The 19,062-nt window shown below is 33.6% G+C and carries 17 protein-coding genes; 4 read left to right on the forward strand and 13 right to left on the reverse strand.

Going from position 1 to position 19,062, the window contains the following annotated elements; genetic code table 11:
* Positions 1-120: 120 nt before the first annotated feature.
* On the reverse strand, positions 121-414 hold the full coding sequence (locus tag VQL36_RS17215; protein WP_349250485.1) for a hypothetical protein: 294 nt from the start codon (positions 412-414) through the stop codon (positions 121-123).
* Between the two features lie 388 nt (positions 415-802).
* On the opposite strand from VQL36_RS17215, the gene VQL36_RS17220 reads away from it, so the two are divergent.
* Both VQL36_RS17220 and VQL36_RS17225 read left to right on the forward strand, forming a co-directional pair.
* Positions 803-2,341 (forward strand): NAD(P)H-hydrate dehydratase, encoded by a 1,539-nt coding sequence (locus VQL36_RS17220; protein ID WP_349250486.1) that lies wholly within the window; start codon positions 803-805, stop codon positions 2,339-2,341.
* A 12-nt stretch (positions 2,342-2,353) separates the two neighbouring features.
* A complete protein-coding gene (locus tag VQL36_RS17225) occupies positions 2,354-3,037 on the forward strand; it encodes an SOS response-associated peptidase (protein WP_349250487.1) in 684 nt (227 codons plus the stop codon).
* A gap of 643 nt (positions 3,038-3,680) precedes the next feature.
* On the opposite strand, the gene glpX is transcribed toward VQL36_RS17225, so the two are convergent.
* The 8 genes from glpX to VQL36_RS17265 form a co-directional block, all read right to left on the reverse strand.
* Positions 3,681-4,658, reverse strand: a complete 978-nt coding sequence (gene glpX, locus VQL36_RS17230; protein WP_349250488.1) for a class II fructose-bisphosphatase — start codon at positions 4,656-4,658, stop codon at positions 3,681-3,683.
* 70 nt (positions 4,659-4,728) lie between these two features.
* Positions 4,729-5,553 carry a pyruvate, water dikinase regulatory protein gene (locus VQL36_RS17235; RefSeq protein WP_349251206.1) on the reverse strand — a complete coding sequence of 275 codons (825 nt, stop codon included), beginning with the start codon at positions 5,551-5,553 and terminating at the stop codon, positions 4,729-4,731.
* A gap of 15 nt (positions 5,554-5,568) precedes the next feature.
* Positions 5,569-6,192 carry a helix-turn-helix transcriptional regulator gene (locus VQL36_RS17240; protein WP_349250489.1) on the reverse strand — a complete coding sequence of 208 codons (624 nt, stop codon included), beginning with the start codon at positions 6,190-6,192 and terminating at the stop codon, positions 5,569-5,571.
* A 71-nt stretch (positions 6,193-6,263) separates the two neighbouring features.
* Positions 6,264-8,912 carry a pyruvate, phosphate dikinase gene (gene ppdK, locus VQL36_RS17245; protein ID WP_349250490.1) on the reverse strand — a complete coding sequence of 883 codons (2,649 nt, stop codon included), beginning with the start codon at positions 8,910-8,912 and terminating at the stop codon, positions 6,264-6,266.
* Entirely contained in the window at positions 8,896-9,066 is a 171-nt protein-coding gene (locus tag VQL36_RS17250) for a GapA-binding peptide SR1P (RefSeq protein WP_349250491.1), read from the reverse strand. Before VQL36_RS17250 ends, ppdK begins: the two co-directional genes overlap by 17 nt.
* Positions 9,045-10,088 carry a type I glyceraldehyde-3-phosphate dehydrogenase gene (gene gap, locus VQL36_RS17255; protein WP_413789530.1) on the reverse strand — a complete coding sequence of 348 codons (1,044 nt, stop codon included), beginning with the start codon at positions 10,086-10,088 and terminating at the stop codon, positions 9,045-9,047. Before gap ends, VQL36_RS17250 begins: the two co-directional genes overlap by 22 nt.
* Positions 10,089-10,252: 164 nt before the next feature.
* The gene (locus VQL36_RS17260; RefSeq protein WP_349250493.1) at positions 10,253-11,449 is read right to left on the reverse strand and encodes an NADP-dependent malic enzyme; all 1,197 of its coding nucleotides are present in this window, start codon (positions 11,447-11,449) and stop codon (positions 10,253-10,255) included.
* 440 nt (positions 11,450-11,889) lie between these two features.
* Positions 11,890-12,093: a hypothetical protein gene (locus tag VQL36_RS17265; RefSeq protein WP_349250494.1), complete on the reverse strand. Its 204-nt coding sequence runs from the start codon at positions 12,091-12,093 to the stop codon at positions 11,890-11,892.
* 150 nt (positions 12,094-12,243) lie between these two features.
* Here VQL36_RS17265 and VQL36_RS17270 point away from each other — a divergent pair, with 150 nt between their 5' ends.
* On the forward strand, positions 12,244-12,465 hold the full coding sequence (locus VQL36_RS17270) for a DUF1128 domain-containing protein (RefSeq protein ID WP_349250495.1): 222 nt from the start codon (positions 12,244-12,246) through the stop codon (positions 12,463-12,465).
* Between the two features lie 157 nt (positions 12,466-12,622).
* On the opposite strand, the gene VQL36_RS17275 is transcribed toward VQL36_RS17270, so the two are convergent.
* Together VQL36_RS17275 and VQL36_RS17280 are read right to left on the reverse strand one after the other, a co-directional pair.
* Positions 12,623-13,288, reverse strand: a complete 666-nt coding sequence (locus tag VQL36_RS17275; RefSeq protein ID WP_349250496.1) for a tetratricopeptide repeat protein — start codon at positions 13,286-13,288, stop codon at positions 12,623-12,625.
* Between the two features lie 210 nt (positions 13,289-13,498).
* Positions 13,499-15,835, reverse strand: a complete 2,337-nt coding sequence (locus VQL36_RS17280; protein ID WP_349250497.1) for an S-layer homology domain-containing protein — start codon at positions 15,833-15,835, stop codon at positions 13,499-13,501.
* 520 nt (positions 15,836-16,355) lie between these two features.
* Between VQL36_RS17280 and VQL36_RS17285 the strand changes: the two genes are divergently transcribed.
* Complete coding sequence (locus VQL36_RS17285) at positions 16,356-17,279, forward strand: aldo/keto reductase (protein WP_349250498.1); 924 nt, start codon at positions 16,356-16,358, stop codon at positions 17,277-17,279.
* Positions 17,280-17,466: 187 nt separating this feature from the next.
* Here VQL36_RS17285 and VQL36_RS17290 read toward each other — a convergent pair whose 3' ends face one another.
* Positions 17,467-17,628: a hypothetical protein gene (locus VQL36_RS17290; RefSeq protein ID WP_349250499.1), complete on the reverse strand. Its 162-nt coding sequence runs from the start codon at positions 17,626-17,628 to the stop codon at positions 17,467-17,469.
* 49 nt (positions 17,629-17,677) lie between these two features.
* Positions 17,678-19,039 carry a dienelactone hydrolase family protein gene (locus VQL36_RS17295; RefSeq protein ID WP_349250500.1) on the reverse strand — a complete coding sequence of 454 codons (1,362 nt, stop codon included), beginning with the start codon at positions 19,037-19,039 and terminating at the stop codon, positions 17,678-17,680.
* Between the last annotated feature and the right edge of the window lie 23 nt (positions 19,040-19,062).

A 19,062-nucleotide genomic window follows, 5' to 3' on the forward strand; every position in this document is an offset into this window, starting at 1 on the left:
AGGAATGTGGCAATTTAAGATTTGGATTTGAGGAGATATTTCCAAAACTTTTAGCTAGTTGGAAAGGTAATATCTTTTTTATAAGGTTATTACTTCTTTATTGATAGTTTAAAAATTTTTTCATTTAAATATTTTAAATAACCCAAATATAAATATCAAAGTAAATCCCAAAACTAAAGCAAAAATGAGGAAGTGAAGTTCAAAGATGATACTTATTAGAAAAACAGGTAGTCCAACCATAGCAATAATAGATACGAATTTAGTATAAAGAATAATTTCTTTGGATAGCTCTGGTTCTTCTTTGTACATCCATCTTCTTCCAAACAATATACTTTCCTCCGGATAAAAAAAAGTCCAAATAAGAATACCATATATAGGAATCATAAAAATAATCATTATGATCGTTTCAGCCATAAAGTCTTCCCCCTAGGAATTGAAATGAATATCAATAGTCCCTACTAAATAGTTACGTTTTCTTTCAATAAAGGTTTCAATTATTGTTTCTAACTAAAAATATTGATTTTTTATTACATAATAGCAGCTTTTAATTTGATTCAAATCACTGATCCTATTCGAAAATAGCCTTTTAATATACCAAAATTGATTTGATTATATATATCCCTGTAGATATATCAGGATAAACTTTTATTAAACTCAAACTGATTATCATCACATTACTATTCTAGATTAAGTTTCCAATTCTTATATATTATAATTAAATCAATTGGTTTTTATCTTCATAATTTTTTAAAAAATAATAACTTACAGGTTATAAATGATTAGATGGATGGGGGTTATATTTATGTATGTAGTTACATCAAATGAAATGCGTAAACTTGATCAATATACCATAAATACGATTGGTATTCCGTCATTAGTATTAATGGAAAATGCAGGTCGAGAAGTCGCTAATGAAATCATAATTTGGACAAAAAAACATAAAAAATCAAACCAAAAAAAATGGTTGATTCTTGTTGGAAAAGGCAATAATGGTGGAGATGGTTTAGTTGCCGCTAGACATTTGACAGAAGCAGGTTTTGATATTGATATCCTCTATGCACAATCCCCAGACCTATTTAAAGGGGATATGATTACACAACATAATATTGCTAAAAACTTAAAACTTCCTACGTATGTTTATCAAGAAGATAAGATAGATTGGAATCAATATGAAGGGATTGTTGATGCTCTCCTTGGAACTGGATCTAGAGGTGCCCCAAGAGAGGCTTATGCCTTTTTGATCAACAAAGCAAATAAATCAAATTTACCGATTTTCTCAATTGACATCCCAAGTGGACTTGATGCCGATACGGGAATCCTTTATCAACCTTGTATCAAAGCAAAGAAAACGATAACTTTAGCCTTTTTAAAATGTGGTCTAGTCCAATCACCAGGTGCAGAAGCAGCGGGAGATGTTATAGTGAAATCTATTGGCATTCCTATATCAACAGTTGAACAATATTCAATACAAACTTATTTGCTTCAGTCTTCTGTTATCGAAAAGAGACTTAATGTAAACGTTAACCTACCTAGAGAATCAAATACACATAAAGGCACTTATGGCCATGCATTGGTTGTAGCTGGAACATTACAAATGAGTGGTGCTGGTTTACTTTGCTCAAAATCAGCTTTGAGAGCTGGCAGTGGATTAGTGACTTGGACTTTACCACGAGTGGTAGCAAACCAAATGTTAGGGAAATTACCTGAAGTGATGTTAGCGCCAATTGAGGACAAAGAAAGTGGAGAATGGAATGTTCAGTCAGCAGAAGATATTATACAATTAAGTAAAAATAAACAATCCCTTGTGATTGGACCTGGGTTAGGAAGATTTAAAGATGATGATGTGTGGCTTCGTAAGCTTTGGGAACGAATAGAGTGCCCTTTAGTGATGGATGCTGATGCTTTAAATATCATATCTGATGCTGAACAATTTGAAAAATGGTGCCATAAGGACACACCTGTCATTTTCACTCCACATCCTGGAGAAATGGCAAGACTTTTAAAATGTACAGTCAAAGAAATTCAAGAAAATCGAATTCAAATTGCAAGAGAATATGCTATTAAACATAAGATAGTTGTTCTATTAAAAGGTGCACATACCGTAATTGCTACAGTAAATGGAGATGTATACATTAATAATACAGGAAATGCTGGTATGGCTACTGGAGGGGCTGGTGATGTACTAGCTGGTATAATTGCTGGATTGTTAGCACAAAATTTTTCTGCTGAACAAGCAGCAGTTCTAGGTGTATATCATCATGGATTAGCTGGTGATCGTGCAGCTGCAAAAAGATTTTCACAACATTCGTTAATCGCTGGGGATATTATAGAGGAGATCTAGGAGGGATAAATAATGTGTGGTAGATTCACCATAACTGTTACAATTGATGAATTATTAAGTCGTTACTTGTTAGAATCAGTTCCTTTTCGTTACATCCCTCGATATAATGCTGCACCTGGTCAAATGATCACCTCTATTATTGCACACAAAGGGGAAAATAGAATAGGTCAATTGAAGTGGGGACTTGTTCCCTCATGGGCAAAGAATGATAAAATTGGATATAAATCAATAAATGCAAGGGCAGAAACGATACAAGAAAAACCATCTTTTAAAAAAATTGTCCATAATAAAAGATGTATCATTCCAGTAGATGGTTTCTATGAATGGAAAAAAACAGACGGAATCAAACAGCCGATGAGAATTCAGCTTAAAGATAATAAACTGTTTTCACTAGCTGGGTTATATGATACGTGGATAGATGCTCAAGGTGAAAAATTACATAGTTGTACCATTATTACTACTGAACCCAATCAGCTCTTATCTAACATTCATGATCGGATGCCCGTTATACTTGAGCAAGAAGAAGAACATCAATGGCTTAATCATGAAAATTATCACTATGATACTGTTAAGAGTTTGTTGAAACCTTATCCTTCTAATAAAATGAAAGTATATCCTGTTTCCAATATGGTTGGCAATGTAAATAATGATTCACCAGAATGTATCGAAGAATACACAGAACCTTTATTGTTTTAAAGCACTCTAAAAAGTGAAAAATAACTTCATACTGTTATTTTTAGTATTAAGAGGCTGGGACAAAACCCAATTAAAATAAATAAATCGCATGAAATCAATTTAATAATCCTTGATTTCATGTGATTTTATTTATGCGTATTATGCAAAAATCAGTTAGTTTTCAACTTATGTCCCAGCCTCTCTCAAATCAGGTGGAGTAGAGTCTTCATCTGATTTCCCGATGTTTAAAATTTGCTTAAACGAGTTCACTAACATTCTACAAAGCGTAATAAAGGGAAATTTTGGTCTTAAATGAGGAAAAGAAAGCTCACTTAAACAAATAGAGGGAATTAACGGTCTTATTTCGTTCATATCTTATCAAAATGCAATGAGACGCCCATATTTGGACAAAATAAGACCACTAAATACCGTTAATATCAGAAAGTGAACTGAAAATACGTGAATAAGACCATTAAATACCTCTAATCACTATTAAGACCAAACTATCCAAGATAAATGAAGTAAATTGATAAGTCAGACAGAAATCCTACTTTACCAGATTCAAAGAAACTCCGTTCATTCAACGATACCCATAGAGCTTGCACCTTATTAGGATCTACCATTGGTCAATGACTTTATCCTATGACTTTTATCGTTAAGACACTTATGAAAATACTTTTTCTTTAAAAAACTCTTTATTAGGTAAGTAATGTATAGATTTAATATTTCTTACCGTCCTAGTTTTTGCCCTCATAACGATTGAATCCGTTTCTGCTCTTTGACCTGAGAGATATCGAACCCCACTTAAAAAATCACCTTCAGTAACACCTGTTGCAGCAAAAATAACATCATCTGTTCCGACCATATCGTCCATTGTTAAAACCTGACACGGCCTTTCAAATCCCATTTTTTTACAACGATCATATTCTTCTTGAGTCCCAGACATCAATCTCCCTTGTATCTCTCCACCTAAGCAACGAAGTGCTGCTGCAGCTAATACTCCTTCTGGAGCACCACCTGATCCAATATACATATCAACTCCTGCTTCTGGTAATGAAGGAGCAATGGCACCTGCTACATCTCCTTCAGTTAATAATTTAATACGGACACCGATTTGACGTAATTGTAAAATTAAATGTTTATGACGTTCGCGGTCTAATATTGTAACTGATAAATCCGATATTCTTTTATTTAAAGCTTTAGCAGCTTTAGAAATCATATCTTTTAGAGGATCATCAATACTTAAAACACCCACAAGCTCAGGTCCAACCGCTAATTTTTCCATGTACATATCGGGGGCATGAAGTAAATTCCCTTTATCTGCTACTGCAATCACAGCGAGGGCATTATTGAGTCCTTTTGCTACAATTTCTGTACCATCCAATGGATCAACTGCAACGTCTAGTTCAGGACCTGTTCCGCTCCCAACTCTTTCACCTATATATAACATAGGTGCCTCATCCATTTCACCTTCACCTATAACAACTGTACCTTTCATGGATACTGAATTTAATACATATCTCATAGCTGAGGTGGCTGCTTGATCAGCCCCATCTTTATTACCGCGTCCCATCCAAGGAGCAGATGCTAAGGCAGCTAACTCTGTAATTCTTACAATTTCTAATGCTAATTCACGCTCCAAAATTTCCTCTCCTTTTTATTAAAACTTATAATCTGAGCCACACCCTATGTGTTAGATTTTCATCTCATAGTTATGAGTGTAAGTTGCTATCGTGTAAACTTATAATAATCGCAGCCGTTTCTTCGATAGCTCTTTCTGTAACATCAATAATTGGGCATCCGACTCTTTTCATTAAATCACTTGCTATTTTATGCTCTTCTATTATGCGGTCTAGGGTGGCATAATTTGCTCCAGACGGCATGCCCAAAGCTTTCAATCTTTCTTTTCGAATCCTTAATATCTGTTCAGGCTGCATAGAAAGACCGATCACTTTACTTCGAGGAATTTCAAACAACTCTTTTGGTGGTTTCACTTCAGGTACTAAAGGAAGGTTAGCCACTTTAATTCCTTTATGTGCAAGAAAAATGCTTAAAGGAGTTTTAGATGTTCTTGAAATTCCAACCAGAACCAACTCAGCTTGCAAAAGTCCTCTCACATCACGACCGTCATCAAATTTAACTGCAAACTCTATAGCTTCAACTTTTTTAAAGTAGTTTTCATCCATTTTATGGAGCAATCCAGGTTCCTGTTTAGGAATATTGTTAAATGTATCTATAAAGGCTTGCATCATTGGACCCATTATATCAACCGCTCTTACCCCTAAGCGAATGGCTTCTTGTTTCATCATTTCACGAAGTTCAGGTTGTACAAGAGTATAGGCAACCACCGCGTTTTCTGAATATGCATCTTCCATCACTACTTTTATTTGATCTTCATATTGAATATGACCTACTCTTTTAATCTCTATCTGAGTCATATCAAATTGACGTGCAGTAGCTTTTACCACAGTTTCCGCTGTTTCTCCTATGGAGTCTGAACATATAAAAATTTTATATCTAAGCTTCTCGTCCACTATGAATCCTCCAATGAATTATAATAAAGTATCTGTTAAGTCCAACAATAAACGAGTCATATTTGTTTTCGTAATTCTTCCTATAATTTCATCTTTTTCAGAAATCACAGGCAACGTATCCACATCATGTTCAATCATTTTTTTAGCTGCTTCAACTACAGATTGATCGGGTTGAATAGTAACGATATTTGGCTGTCTTGTCATTACTAGGTGTACAGGCATTGTGGAAGATGCAGGATTACCTAATGTGACTTTTAACAAGTCTTTCCTTGATAAAACTCCCTTTAAAGTTCCATCCTCATCGCTCACAATTAAACTCCCAACATTATCCATAAAAAGGGTAACTACTGCATCATGTACCGTTGTTGTTTCTTTTACAACAACAGGAATACTTTGAATGTCTTTGACTTTAATTTGTTCTAATTTTTTAGCCGCTTCGTAGTTAGGCAATGCTGATTTTCCCGGGAAATATCCAACCTTTGGTTTGGCTTCAAGATAACCTACCATGACAAGCACGGATAAATCTGAACGTATTGTAGGTTTACTCACCCCAATTAATTCTGCAATTTGATCTCCAGTTATAGGTACATTTTCTTGTACAATTTCTATGATTTTTAATTGGCGAGATGTTAATTCGATCATTTTCACCTCCAATAGTACATACGTTCCTCACAATAAAAACTTAACATATTACTTTAATTATTAACTAAAAGTTAATTAAATTCAATTGCACTTTGCGCAGCGGCGATTCTCGCTAGTGGAATTCGATATGGAGAGCAGCTAATATAGTCCAATCCAATTTGCTGACAATAGAAAATGGATTCTTTGTTTCCACCATGTTCTCCACAAACACCCGTCTTCAAATTCGGCTTTACAGATTTACCATTTTCTACAGACCATTTTATTAATTTACCTACTCCTTTTTGATCTAAGACTTCAAAAGGATTATTTTCTAATATTTGTTCTTCTGTATATCTATCAAGAAATTTTCCTTCTGCATCATCTCTACTATACCCAAATGTCATTTGTGTTAAATCATTTGTTCCGAAAGAAAAGAAGTCTGCATATTGGGCAATTTCATCAGCTGTTAATGCTGCACGTGGAACTTCGATCATCGTGCCCACTTCATAGTTACAATACTTAATTTCTTCTCCCAAAACTTCCTTTGCAACTTGATTTACTAACTCTCTTAGCCTTTTTAATTCATTTACATCACTTATCAATGGAATCATTAATTGTGGCAATACTTCTATTCCTTTTTGGAGACTAGAGAGTATAGCACGAAAGATAGCTTCAATCTGCATATCATAAATTTCTGGAAATAAAATTCCTAATCTACACCCTCGCTGTCCTAACATCGGATTCATCTCATGTAAATTTCGGACTTTATTAATTAATGAATCTAATTCATTGATATTCGTCTCTTTATCCACACCTAATTCCACTCTTTGTTTTTGTAACAATAATTCTTCAAGTTTAGGTAAAAATTCATGAAGTGGTGGATCCAACAATCGAATTGTAACAGGCAAACCATTCATTTCATGAAATAAATCCTCAAAATCAGATTGCTGCCACGGTAATAAACGATCTAAATGAATTCTTCGTTCTTCAAAAGTTTGAGCCATGATCATATTTTGCACGATAGGTAACCTATTTGGCGACATAAACATATGCTCCGTACGACATAACCCAATTCCTTCTGCTCCAAACTCACGAGCTTTTTTTGCATCTATGCCATTATCCGCATTTGCATAAACCTTTAGTTCTCTTATTTCGTCAGCCCAGTTTAATAAAGTAGATAACTCTTCAGAAATCTTAGGATCTTTTAATTTAATTTTACCTTGAATAACTTGACCGGAAGACCCATCTATGGAAATCCAGTCTCCCTCATTCACAGTAATATCACCAACCATAAAGGATTTTGCGTTTAGGTCAATCTCTAATTCATTACAACCACATACACATGGTTTACCCATACCTCTGGCTACTACTGCTGCATGACTAGTCATTCCACCCCTGCTTGTTAAAACCCCTTCTGCAGCAAAAACACCATGTATATCTTCAGGAGTTGTTTCAATTCTAACCAAAATCACTTTTTCTCCATCATTAGATAGTTTTTGAGCAGTATCAGGATCAAACACAACTTTTCCAGAAGCTGCACCAGATGAGGCTGGCAGTCCTTTAGCAATAACATCTAATTTATTTTGGTCATCAATAGAACGATGAAATAGCTGCTCTAGTTGATTCACTTCTATTCTTTGCAAAGCATCTTTTTTAGTAATCAGACCCTCTTTTGTTAAATCCACAGCAATTTTCACCGAGGCTTGTGCTGTACGTTTTCCATTACGAGTCTGTAATATATATAAATTATTGTTTTCAATTGTAAATTCTATATCCTGCATATCTTTATATTGCTTTTCTAATAAATTAGCAATTTCAAATAATTGATCATAGATTTCAGGAAATTGTTCCTTAAGAAACTCTATTGCAATAGGTGTTCTTACTCCTGCAACGACATCTTCACCCTGCGCATTTGTTAAAAACTCTCCAAATAAATCAGCTTCTCCTGTTGAAGGATCTCTAGTAAATAAAACTCCTGTACCGCTTTCTTCTCCTAAATTTCCAAAAACCATAGATTGAATATTTACTGCAGTTCCTTGTTCACTTGGAATTCCATAAGCTTTACGGTACACTTTAGCACGTTGATTATTCCATGATTCAAATACAGCTTCGATTGCCAAACTCAACTGAACATTAACATCCTGGGGAAATTCTTTATTTGCATGATATTTAATCAATTGTTTAAAATCTTCAATTAATAATTGTAAGTCCTCTGAAGGGATATCACTATCATGCTGGTAATTCTTCTTCATTTTTATTTCATGGATTTTTATTTCAAATGAATGTGATTCCACACCAAAAACGACATTCCCAAACATCTGAATCAACCTGCGATAACAATCATAGGCGAAACGAGCATCTTGAGCATTTTTAGCCAGTCCTTTTACCGTCTGATCATTTAAGCCCAAGTTTAAAATAGTGTCCATCATCCCTGGCATTGAAGCAACAGAACCAGATCGAACAGACACTAATAGAGGGTTTTCTGGGTCTCCAAAAGTCTGTTTCTTCACCTTTTCCAATTCTATCAATGCACTTGAAACTTCATCAAATAACCCTTCGGGTAATCGTCCATTACATTTATAATATTCTCTGCATACATCTGTAGTTATTGTAAAACCTGGAGGTGTAGGTAGTCCAATATTGGTCATTTCTGCAAGATTTGCACCTTTACCCCCAAGCAAATATTTCATATTTGCATTACCTTCATGAAAATGGAATATTCGTTTAACCTTCACTGTCATTGAAAAGTACCTCCGAATTTAATTCATTGCAATGATCATTTTTACAAGAGCTATAAAATGTGATGACATTATCCGTATCTACTGTATCTATTACTTCCCCACAGTGTTTACATATAATGGTTCCTAAATCGTTCATATGACCGTTTTGTCCCATAATTCACACTCTCCTTGTTTTTGTTTATTGATCACCAAATGAGCTAAATCAACTACACGACAGGAATATCCCCATTCATTATCGTACCAAGCCAACACTTTAATTTGATCTTCAGCAACAGATAATGATAACCCATCTATCACAGCTGATTTTTCATTTCCGATAAAATCACTTGAAATTAAAGGATCGTTTATATAATCCAAATATGGAGATAAATGACCTCTGGATGCACCCTCAAATACCGTTCGAACTTTTTCTAATGTGACATCATCATTTACTTGAATTGTCATATCTATTAATGAAACATCAGGAGTAGGTACTCTTACAGACAACCCTTGAATAATTGGCGCTAGATGTGGTATTACATTTTTAAGTGCTTTACCTACCCCAGTACTTGTTGGAATAATAGATTGAGTACAGGCACGCGCTCTGCGTAAATCATGATGTGGATTATCTAAATGTTTTTGATCGTTTGTATAGGAATGAACGGAAGTAACCCATCCATTTTTAATTGAAAACGCTTTATCTAAAACGTCTAATATAGGTGCTACACAATTTGTTGTACACGAAGCTGATGATAAAAGTTTATGACTCTCTGGGTCGAAGAGGTTATCATTCACTCCCATCACTACAGTTAAATCCATATCTTTAGCAGGAGCTGTGTTAATCACAGTCTCAGCACCTGATTGTAAGTGTTTTTGTGCACTTTCTCTATTATTGAATTGTCCTGTTGAATCTATGACAACCTTTACACCTAGTTGTTCCCAAGGAATGTTCTCAGGATACATTTCGTAAGTTACCTTTACTCTAAAGCCATTAATGATGAGGTCCCCATCTTCAATTTCTACAGAACCATTAAACTTCCCATGAACTGTATCATATTTAATTAAGTGACTTACTGTCTCTATAGAATATTTACTATTAATTGCAACTACCCGTGAGCCATTTAGACTTAAGTTTGAGTCAAAAGCCCTACGTAAGACAAGTCTACCAATTCTCCCCATACCATTAATACCAATCATTATCATTCATCCCCTAATCTATATAATACGTCTTATTTATATATAATGTATCATATTTATAAATAATGCACAATATATAAAGTTGTAAATATATTTAATATGTCATTATCATAGTAAAAAGGCATATTAAAACTCGGAAAATGAATTTCCGAGTCAGTTATTTTTTAAATAAGTGCAGTTCCATAACTTTCCATAGCAACCCCCGAGTCAATCGCCGCTTTACTTACAGCTTTAGCTACGGCTGGAGCAACACGTTTATCAAATGGTGCGGGTATTACATAGTTTTCACTTAACTCTTGATCTGAAACTAGTAAAGCGATAGAAAATACAGCTGCTTCTTTCATTCTCTCATTAATATCTGTTGCGCGTACATCTAATGCTCCTCGAAATATGCCAGGAAAGGCTAATACATTATTGATTTGGTTAGGAAGATCTGAACGTCCAGTTCCAACGACTCTAGCGCCTGCTTCAATAGCATCTTCATACATAATTTCTGGGATTGGGTTTGCCATTGCAAAAATAATCGCATTCTGATTCATGGAACGTACCATCTCTTTTGATACAACATTTGCAGCAGATACACCTATAAACACATCGGCTTTTTTCATCGCATCGGCTAATGTTCCTTGTTCTTTCTTTAAGTTAGTTAAACAAGCCATCTCATTTTTAACATTATTCATGCCGAACTCCCGTCCTTCATAAATAATACCTTTAGAATCACACAAAATCATATTATTGACACCAAATCGACTTAATAACTTAACAATAGAAATGCCAGCTGAACCAGCGCCATTCACTACTACTTTTATGGTTCCCATCGTTTTTTTGACTAATTTTAGTGCATTCACTAATCCTGCTACTGTTACAATGGCTGTTCCATGCTGATCGTCGTGAAAAACTGGGATATTTAATTCATTTTTTAAACGTTCTTCTATTTCAAAACAAGCGGGTGCAGCAATATCCTCTAAATTAATACCCCCAAAAGTAGCCTCAAGTAATTTTACAGTTTCAACAAATTGATCTACATTTGTTGTATCTAAGCAAATAGGGAAAGCGTCTACTCCTGCAAAACTTTTAAACAAAACTGCTTTTCCTTCTATTACTGGAAGAGATGCTTTAGCACCAATATTCCCAAGACCCAATACGGCTGTTCCATTAGAGATCACAGCAACACTGTTCCCTTTTATGGTATAGTCATAAACCGCATCTTCATGTTTGTGGATTTCTTTACACGGCTCAGCTACCCCTGGTGAGTAAGCTAGGGATAAATCCTTAGCCGTTTTTACTTCTACTTTAGTATTTACTTCTAATTTTCCTTTATTCAATCGATGCAGTTCTAGTGCTTCTTCACGTAATGACATAACAACCTCTCACCCTCTTACTTTAATGTGTTAATGTATTTTAAATAATGTATCATATATATTAATAATGCACAATATATAAATTTATTATTTTTATATATTGTGCATTTATTTAAATTAATGTGATTAATGATGCAAAAACACAACATAAGATAAGGTTAGAATATATGAGATGTATATAATTATTTCATTCAGAATAAATTACTCAGGTTCGTTTATAATATATACAACTAATTTCTTCTAGGATTTAGCATCTTGGAGTATATAACTTATACTTTGAAAAATTTATAGTCATAAAAAAAACCCACATACGTGGGAACGGAAAGGTACCAGTATAGGACTTGATATTTTATTGTTCTTAATATAATGATTTTAATTAAATGATTTTATTATTACTAAATAATCATTAGAAAGTTTGAATTTATAAAAAATAAATAAATTTAATTTTCGAAATCTACTACTCTTGCAACTTCTTGTCCACAGTTTTTACATTTACCTTGTAATACTATACCAGTTGAATGCTCTTGTATCACATATTGAACAATGCTTACCGCATCGCTACAATTTGCACACCAAACATTATTAACAATCATTTTTCTATACTCTTTTTCAATAGATAACCACATTAAATTTGGGGAATTCAATTTAAAACATCTCCTTTAAAATTTCATCATCTCCCAAAATCCATTCGTTGAATAATATGTTTCTATCATACCACTTCTTTGCTATTCGTGATACAATTAGTTGTGATTTTACAACACTAAACATGAAATATTGAAAGGGATGATATACTTATGGATTTAACACAAAAAACAAATGAAAATATACGTTTTATGATAGAAGAAATCATACAAAAATTAAAAATGGCAACAGCTGCCGCTATGAAACCAGAGCATTTTACTCTTGAGCAGTACGAAGATATTAAAGATATTTATGATTTAGTATCCAGCAAAAGCAATTACAGTATTTCAGAAATGGAAGCAATCGTAAAGGAATTGGGAGATTTACGCAAGTGAACTCGTTTAAACAAAGCTTAAACATCGCGAAATTAGATGGAGACTATACTTCACCTGATTAGGGAGAAACCACCTATTGAGGTAGGGGGCTTAACCCCAAAAAGATATTATACACATTTGTATGATATCTTTTTGGGGTTTATTAATTTCATTATTACTATGATTTAAGTCTGCTACATATCGCCCATTTCCTTTCATGCCGTTTCATATATTTAGGTAATGATCTATAAATTTCTGTAACTTGTTTAAAAGCCTCTTTAGCTTCTTCTTTTTTTCCACTCTGTTCATAAAGTTTTCCTAACAAATAATAGGATTCACAAGAAGATGAGTGAATGCCGCGAAATTCCTGTAAATATTGGAAAGTTTTATCTCGATCACTTTGAATAAAAATTTTAGCCAATTCCAAATAAGGCTGACCATACCCCGTTCTAGGGTTTATATTTAATCCCTCTAAAATATATTTTTCTCCTTCTTGAATGTTGCCTATCTTAATATAGGTCAAACCAAGATCACACAGCACATGTGAATCTTGATCCATACGCGGAAGAATATCGGTAAGAATCTGATTTGCTTCAGTATACTTTTTCTTTTCCATCAATAATCTAGCCAGTTCATATTTAGAAGAAACATCATTAGGATTCAATCTGATCTGTTGTCTTAAATTAGATATTTTTCTCATACGTTTAAGGGGCTTTGTTAAGCTAGGAAAGAACCCCAAAAAACGTCTGTCTACAAAATATAAAATGATAAAAATCACGAGTAAAGCAATAAACGGATTTCCAAGGATTTGCCACAGTAATATAAAACCAATAAATTTCGTCATATCAAACACCCACCATGTTCTGTTAATTTTAACGAACAACTCATTATTATATTATACCAGGGAAATTTCGAGCAACAACTAAAATAATGGATTGAACGAAAAATCTTAAACAAAAATATACCCTGTTGTTGATGGTTATTAACAGGCTGAGAGCTCAGACGTTAACATCTGAACTCTCACTTATTCTTTCTCCATATTGTTTGCAGTTGACTAATTTGTAGTTACAGTAATTGTATTTTCTGCGCTTGCGATGTTACCAGCCGTGTCTATTGCATAAACATAGTATATTTCTCTATCTTTATTATTGAAGAATGCATCACCGTATATCAATGTCAACTCTCCCATTACATTATTTGCTATGGTGAATTGATCATCTAAACCGTCAGATGGATCACTATCAGTAGACAATATAATTTCGATCCCATTTTCTAAGTAGTCCGTAAGTCCAACTGTCGTATCTGAACCTCTATTAAGAGTAGTTATTGCAACATCTTCTCCAACTCCATCACCATCACTGTCATTTAAGATGGGCTGAGCTACAACAGTATCTACATAAATCGTATAATCTGCTGGTTCTGAAAAATTTCCATTTGAATCATATGTATAAACATAGAATGTCTCTCCATTTAAATCATTAAAATCATCATTATTATATTCCAGAGTATAATCTCCATGAAAATTAACTACGATTAAATCCCAATTGTCTAACCCGTCAGATGGATCATCATCAGTAGATAAATAGAGGCTTGAATAATCAGGAAGTTCAATCGTTGTTGTTTCCGAATCCCTATTATTAGTATTTATAGTCACATTATTTTTTAAAATGGGTTTAGCTACTTGGGTATCTATTGTTATACTTTCATCTGCAGGAATTGTTCTACCCCCGATCTTTTTTACAAATATATCATATATGCCATCAGCCCAGTCTTCTGAATTATCATCTTCTAATATGATTTCAATACTAGAAAAAGAAGATTGGTAAACAAATTGTATTTTTTCTTCACCAGATGATTTGTGAATAAAAATGATTTCTATGTCTTGATTTGGATTTCCTATATAATACCAATAAGAGATGGGATTTTCCATAGCACTTTTATTAAAAACAGAATCTCCAGAATCTCCAGAATTCACTAATAGATTTGCACTGATGGTATGATCTGCTTTTTCAGAAATATTATTAGGATTATTAACATCGATGGCGTAAACATAATAGACATCTTCTAAACTATAATGAGAAGAAGAACATTGTTGTTGTCCACCACATTCTTCAAATAAAGGAGCCTTTTCTCCTATATCAAAGTACATATATGAAAGATCAATTACTCCTTCTGGAGATACATTGGATTCAATGATAATTGTTCTATTATCATCTTCATCTTCTAGTCCCTCTAACCCATCCGTAGGGTCTGCATCTGTACTTATCACAAGCTGAACTGTATCATTATCATCATTATTTTTAATTGTTGTTGAACCATATTCAGGAGATTGTTGCGATTGTTGCTCAAATAAGGAAGAATGATTCAAAAACTTTACGTTATTTCCATTTACATAATCGCTATTTGGATTTAATATTGGTTTTTCGATTGGATCAGATGGTTCTGGTTCTGGCTTTGGTTTAGATGGTGATGTTGTCACTTTAATCTTCTTTTTCACTTCAATTTCAAAAACGATAAAATCATTGAAATCACCTACTAAGTCTTTCACTGAACCTTTTTTAATATAAATGTATACTTTTCCTTCAGGAAGTTTATTCTCTGTGAAATTTAGTTTCATTTCATTCCCGTCAATCGAGAGATCAGCTTGCTGCTCATCATTCTCATCAACCGGATATGCATTACAAGTGTGGAAGTAATTCATCACATCAGTATCCATCATTTCAATATCTTCGCTGAAAATTAAAGTAACTCCTGTTGTTGTGGCATTTTTATAATCAACAACATGTGGTAGATCTAAATTAGGCTGGATGTCAAGTGCGATATATGTTTCATAAGCAGAATCAACTAAAAATTTGCGATCTCCATCTATTTTGTAATCCGCTTGTTCATTGATTAATTTCCACTCTAATGCTTGAGCAACATAATGCTGAGCCCATCCGCTTACGCTTGGACCCACATAACCAGACTCATTAATTTGCAGTCCTTTGTATTCCGCATATCCTACAACAAGCAATTTTGCAAATTGTTCTTTGGTTACATTATTTTTAGGATCAAACAAGCCTTTACCTATTCCATCGATAATGCCAGCAGTAGTCCCAGCTTCAATATATGGATATGCCCAGTTCCCTTCTGTTTTTACATCAGAATAGGTTCCTGTTGCAGGCACTTCTAATGAATCATGCCCAAATAACAGTGTGATTACTTTTGCTGCTTGTTCACGCAGCATATCATCTTCTAAATGAGGTAAACAATCCCCGTATCCATCAATAATCCCTTTGCCCCTCAAGACATCAAACTTTTCTTCAACTGTTAACTCTTCCAATGCTGAAATATAAGGCACCATAGAAACAAATATTGAAAATACAAGTAAAACAGATATAATTTTCTTCATTTGATAAATTTCCCCCTAATACATAATTGATTAAACAAGCTGATAAATTACATTAGACCTCCACATAACAATATCCCCATTACTAGAGTTAAATCTCTTTCAAGATCCTAATATGATATAACCGCTGTACAAAATGATAAAAATAAGTATTATACTTTATATAAAGTATGTAACTACATTATTACATACCTTAATTTAATATATTAATTTTAAATTGTCAACCCTATTATCATATACTCATATGATTATTCAATATAAAACTCTAGTAGTAATTTCTTATTTCTTAATGCATCATTTCACATAGTTTTGAACCTACTTCTTCAACTGGATGCTCAGACTCTTTGCACCCACTAGCTTTAAAAAATACAAGAACTTAATTAAAAATCAGGTGGGGTAGAGTCTCCATCTGGTTTGAAGATACCACCTATAGAGGTGGACGTCTGTACACAATTTTTGAATCAATCTCTTTTTAATAAAATATATGTTAAAATTCTTCATATAACTATGAAGGAAGGTATTTATGAATATGAAAACTAGAATATTAGGCAGTACAGGTATTAAGGTTTCAGAAGTCGGTTTTGGTGCATGGCAATTAGGTAATGCAAAAGACTGGGGAAACATGTCAGAGAAAGAAGCCATTTATTTAGTTCATTCTGCTCTAGATCAAGGATCCAATTTTTTTGATACAGCTCCAAATTACGGTGGGGGGAAAAGTGAGGAATTGTTGGGAAAAGCCTTTGTAGGTAAAAGGGATCAAGTTGTAGTAAATACGAAGGTTGGTAAAGATTTCAGTCCAACCCAATTAAAAACCTCACTAGAAACAAGTTTAAGAAGATTACAAACTGATTTTATAGATACTATCTTATTACATAATCCTCCTTTTGAATTTTTAAATGGAGAAAGTCCAATTTATGCAGAACTGGATAAGTTAAAAAAAGAAGGCAAAATAAGAGCTTATGGAGTTTCTGTTGATTCTAGTAAAGAAATGTTAGAAGTTATTCAAAATACAAATAGCCAAGTATTAGAGGTATTGTTTAATATATTTCATCAAGATACTGCAGCAGCATTTCCAGTGGCAAAAGAAAAAGGTGTTGGAATTATTGCCAAAGTTCCGCTAGATTCTGGATGGCTATCCGGAAAGTACAATGCAAACAGTCAATTTGAAGGCATTCGAAGCAGATGGTCTGATGAGGTCATTCATCGTAGATTTGAGCTGTTAAAGCAAATTGATTTTGTTACTAATGAAGAACAGAACATGGTACAGGCTGCTTTAAGATTTATCCTTTCATATGATGCAGTATCTACAGTCATACCTGGTGTAAAAAATGAACAGCAGTTATTTGATAATCTATCCGCTAGTAATCAAAAGATGAGCAATGAAATGAAACAACAACTACAAACATTCTGGGAAAAAGAACTTAAAGCTAATCCTGTCCCTTGGTAACACAGCTGATATCCACATGAAAAATCCAGTATTAAAAACAACAAACTTTAAAATCAAAAATAAAGAGGTTTAGAAGTTTGTTTACAGCCAAGCTGAGGAAGCAATTAAAAATAACGGTATTTGGTGGTCTTATTACTTGGAATTTAACCAAAATTAAAAATTAACGGTAATTAGTGGCCTTATTCAGTTATTTTACGCAATATTTTGCATTAATTTGATAAATATCCATCAAATAAGACCACTGGTTCCCGCTATTTTGTTCAGAAGGTTTGAAAAACAAGATATAAGACCAATTATTCCCGCTATTTTCCCACATTTGAAACTCAAACCAACTTTTTAAAGTCAACATCCTTCTTCTCCTGTAGAACATGAAATAACATATAACTGATCTATTTTGTTTAATTACTATAGATCATATTAACTACATCGTATTCTTTTGCAACGTCTTCAATAGTCTTATTAGCAGAATTTTTTAGGTGTAAATCAAAAAAGTTCAAGATAAATTCATGCTGCATTTTAGCACCTTCTCTTCCATCCAATTCACCTGTAATTTGAAAGTACTTACTTAGTGGAGAATACATATAAATCATAGAAAAATCCTGATGTCCTGTATTATTAATTTGAAACAGTTGTGTTGGTGCTCTGTTTTCATCCAGCAAAAAGAATAAGTTCTCATTATTTAATCCTTCCTCCCATTCATGACTTCGTAAAAAGAAGGAAGGAATTTGTAAGCCAGCTTCCAACTTGCTTTTTTGAATAGGTTCTACCCAAGCATCCATACCGATTAATGCTTTCACTCGATCATCATCCAAAGCAGTGACAACTGAAGCTCCTCCACCAGTAGAATGACCTATTAATCCAACATTTGAAAGGTTTAATTTCCCTTTGAATTTCTCATCTACCTTACCTTCGTTGATTACTTCTAATTGATTTAATGTTAAGTTTATATCCCCAGCAAATGTATTTACTAATGTATTCGCATACTCTAAATAATTAGGCGTGACTTCTCTTTCTGGTAATGCACCCTCATTCACATAAGCAACTTCTCCATCATTAAAAACTGTCACAGCAGATCCATAAGTATGATCGATTGAGATAGCCATATAACCTTGACTAGCTAACAATTCAGCTACATCTGCATGGATATTACTAAATCCCGTCCATCCGTGAGAGAGAATTACGACTGGCCATAAATCCCCCTCCTCCAATACTGGTGGATTTTCATATGAATTTGACATCACTAAAGCAGTGTGACTTAAAACGAAATCTGGGAATCCCATCATTTTGGCTACCCCTTCAGCAACCGAAAGAGCACCTTTTTCTAACCAAGGTACTAAATTATACCCTTGAACGTCTTGCGCAGGGTACCACATCTGTATTTTTATTTTTCTATTTGTGTACTTATTTTCACTATATATCTCTTGTCTATTTTTATCTACAAGATCAAATGATACGGTTCCAACTTCATATTTCCCATCTGGTACTGGCATTTTATACACTGGGAATGCGTAAGTAAATAGTGAGGATATTACAAAAAACAATATCATCAAAACAGAGATCATCTTTTTTAAACGTATATGTTCAAAAATCCATTGATTAATAAATTTAACACTTAAAAATAATTGTAAAATTATTAAAATATATATAGTGTTCAATTGCCAGCGCATTCCCTCAACATAACCATGATAAATTAATATTAATAAAGATAACCAAGGTAAAACCTTAATTAATTTAGTCCTCCTAAGTTTCCTATTAAACATAGACAAGATCATTAAAAAAACCA

Origin of the sequence: Chengkuizengella sp. SCS-71B, assembly GCF_040100845.1 — a bacterium.
Classification (GTDB): Bacteria; Bacillota; Bacilli; order Paenibacillales; family KCTC-33759; genus Chengkuizengella.

What these genes read in the sequence shown, in the direction of transcription:
- VQL36_RS17275 (WP_349250496.1), bottom strand. Translation starts at nt 13,288, where the DNA reads ATGACGAAATTTATTGGTTTTATATTACTGTGGCAAATCCTTGGAAAT.
- VQL36_RS17290 (WP_349250499.1), bottom strand. Translation starts at nt 17,628, where the DNA reads ATGTTGACTTTAAAAAGTTGGTTTGAGTTTCAAATGTGGGAAAATAGC.
- VQL36_RS17280 (WP_349250497.1), bottom strand. Translation starts at nt 15,835, where the DNA reads ATGAAGAAAATTATATCTGTTTTACTTGTATTTTCAATATTTGTTTCT.
- VQL36_RS17225 (WP_349250487.1), top strand. Translation starts at nt 2,354, where the DNA reads ATGTGTGGTAGATTCACCATAACTGTTACAATTGATGAATTATTAAGT.
- VQL36_RS17260 (WP_349250493.1), bottom strand. Translation starts at nt 11,449, where the DNA reads ATGTCATTACGTGAAGAAGCACTAGAACTGCATCGATTGAATAAAGGA.
- VQL36_RS17285 (WP_349250498.1), top strand. Translation starts at nt 16,356, where the DNA reads ATGAATATGAAAACTAGAATATTAGGCAGTACAGGTATTAAGGTTTCA.
- VQL36_RS17220 (WP_349250486.1), top strand. Translation starts at nt 803, where the DNA reads ATGTATGTAGTTACATCAAATGAAATGCGTAAACTTGATCAATATACC.
- VQL36_RS17295 (WP_349250500.1), bottom strand. Translation starts at nt 19,039, where the DNA reads ATGTTTAATAGGAAACTTAGGAGGACTAAATTAATTAAGGTTTTACCT.
- VQL36_RS17250 (WP_349250491.1), bottom strand. Translation starts at nt 9,066, where the DNA reads ATGGGACAAAACGGTCATATGAACGATTTAGGAACCATTATATGTAAA.
- gap (WP_413789530.1), bottom strand. Translation starts at nt 10,088, where the DNA reads ATGATTGGTATTAATGGTATGGGGAGAATTGGTAGACTTGTCTTACGT.
- ppdK (WP_349250490.1), bottom strand. Translation starts at nt 8,912, where the DNA reads ATGACAGTGAAGGTTAAACGAATATTCCATTTTCATGAAGGTAATGCA.
- VQL36_RS17270 (WP_349250495.1), top strand. Translation starts at nt 12,244, where the DNA reads ATGGATTTAACACAAAAAACAAATGAAAATATACGTTTTATGATAGAA.
- VQL36_RS17240 (WP_349250489.1), bottom strand. Translation starts at nt 6,192, where the DNA reads ATGATCGAATTAACATCTCGCCAATTAAAAATCATAGAAATTGTACAA.
- VQL36_RS17215 (WP_349250485.1), bottom strand. Translation starts at nt 414, where the DNA reads ATGGCTGAAACGATCATAATGATTATTTTTATGATTCCTATATATGGT.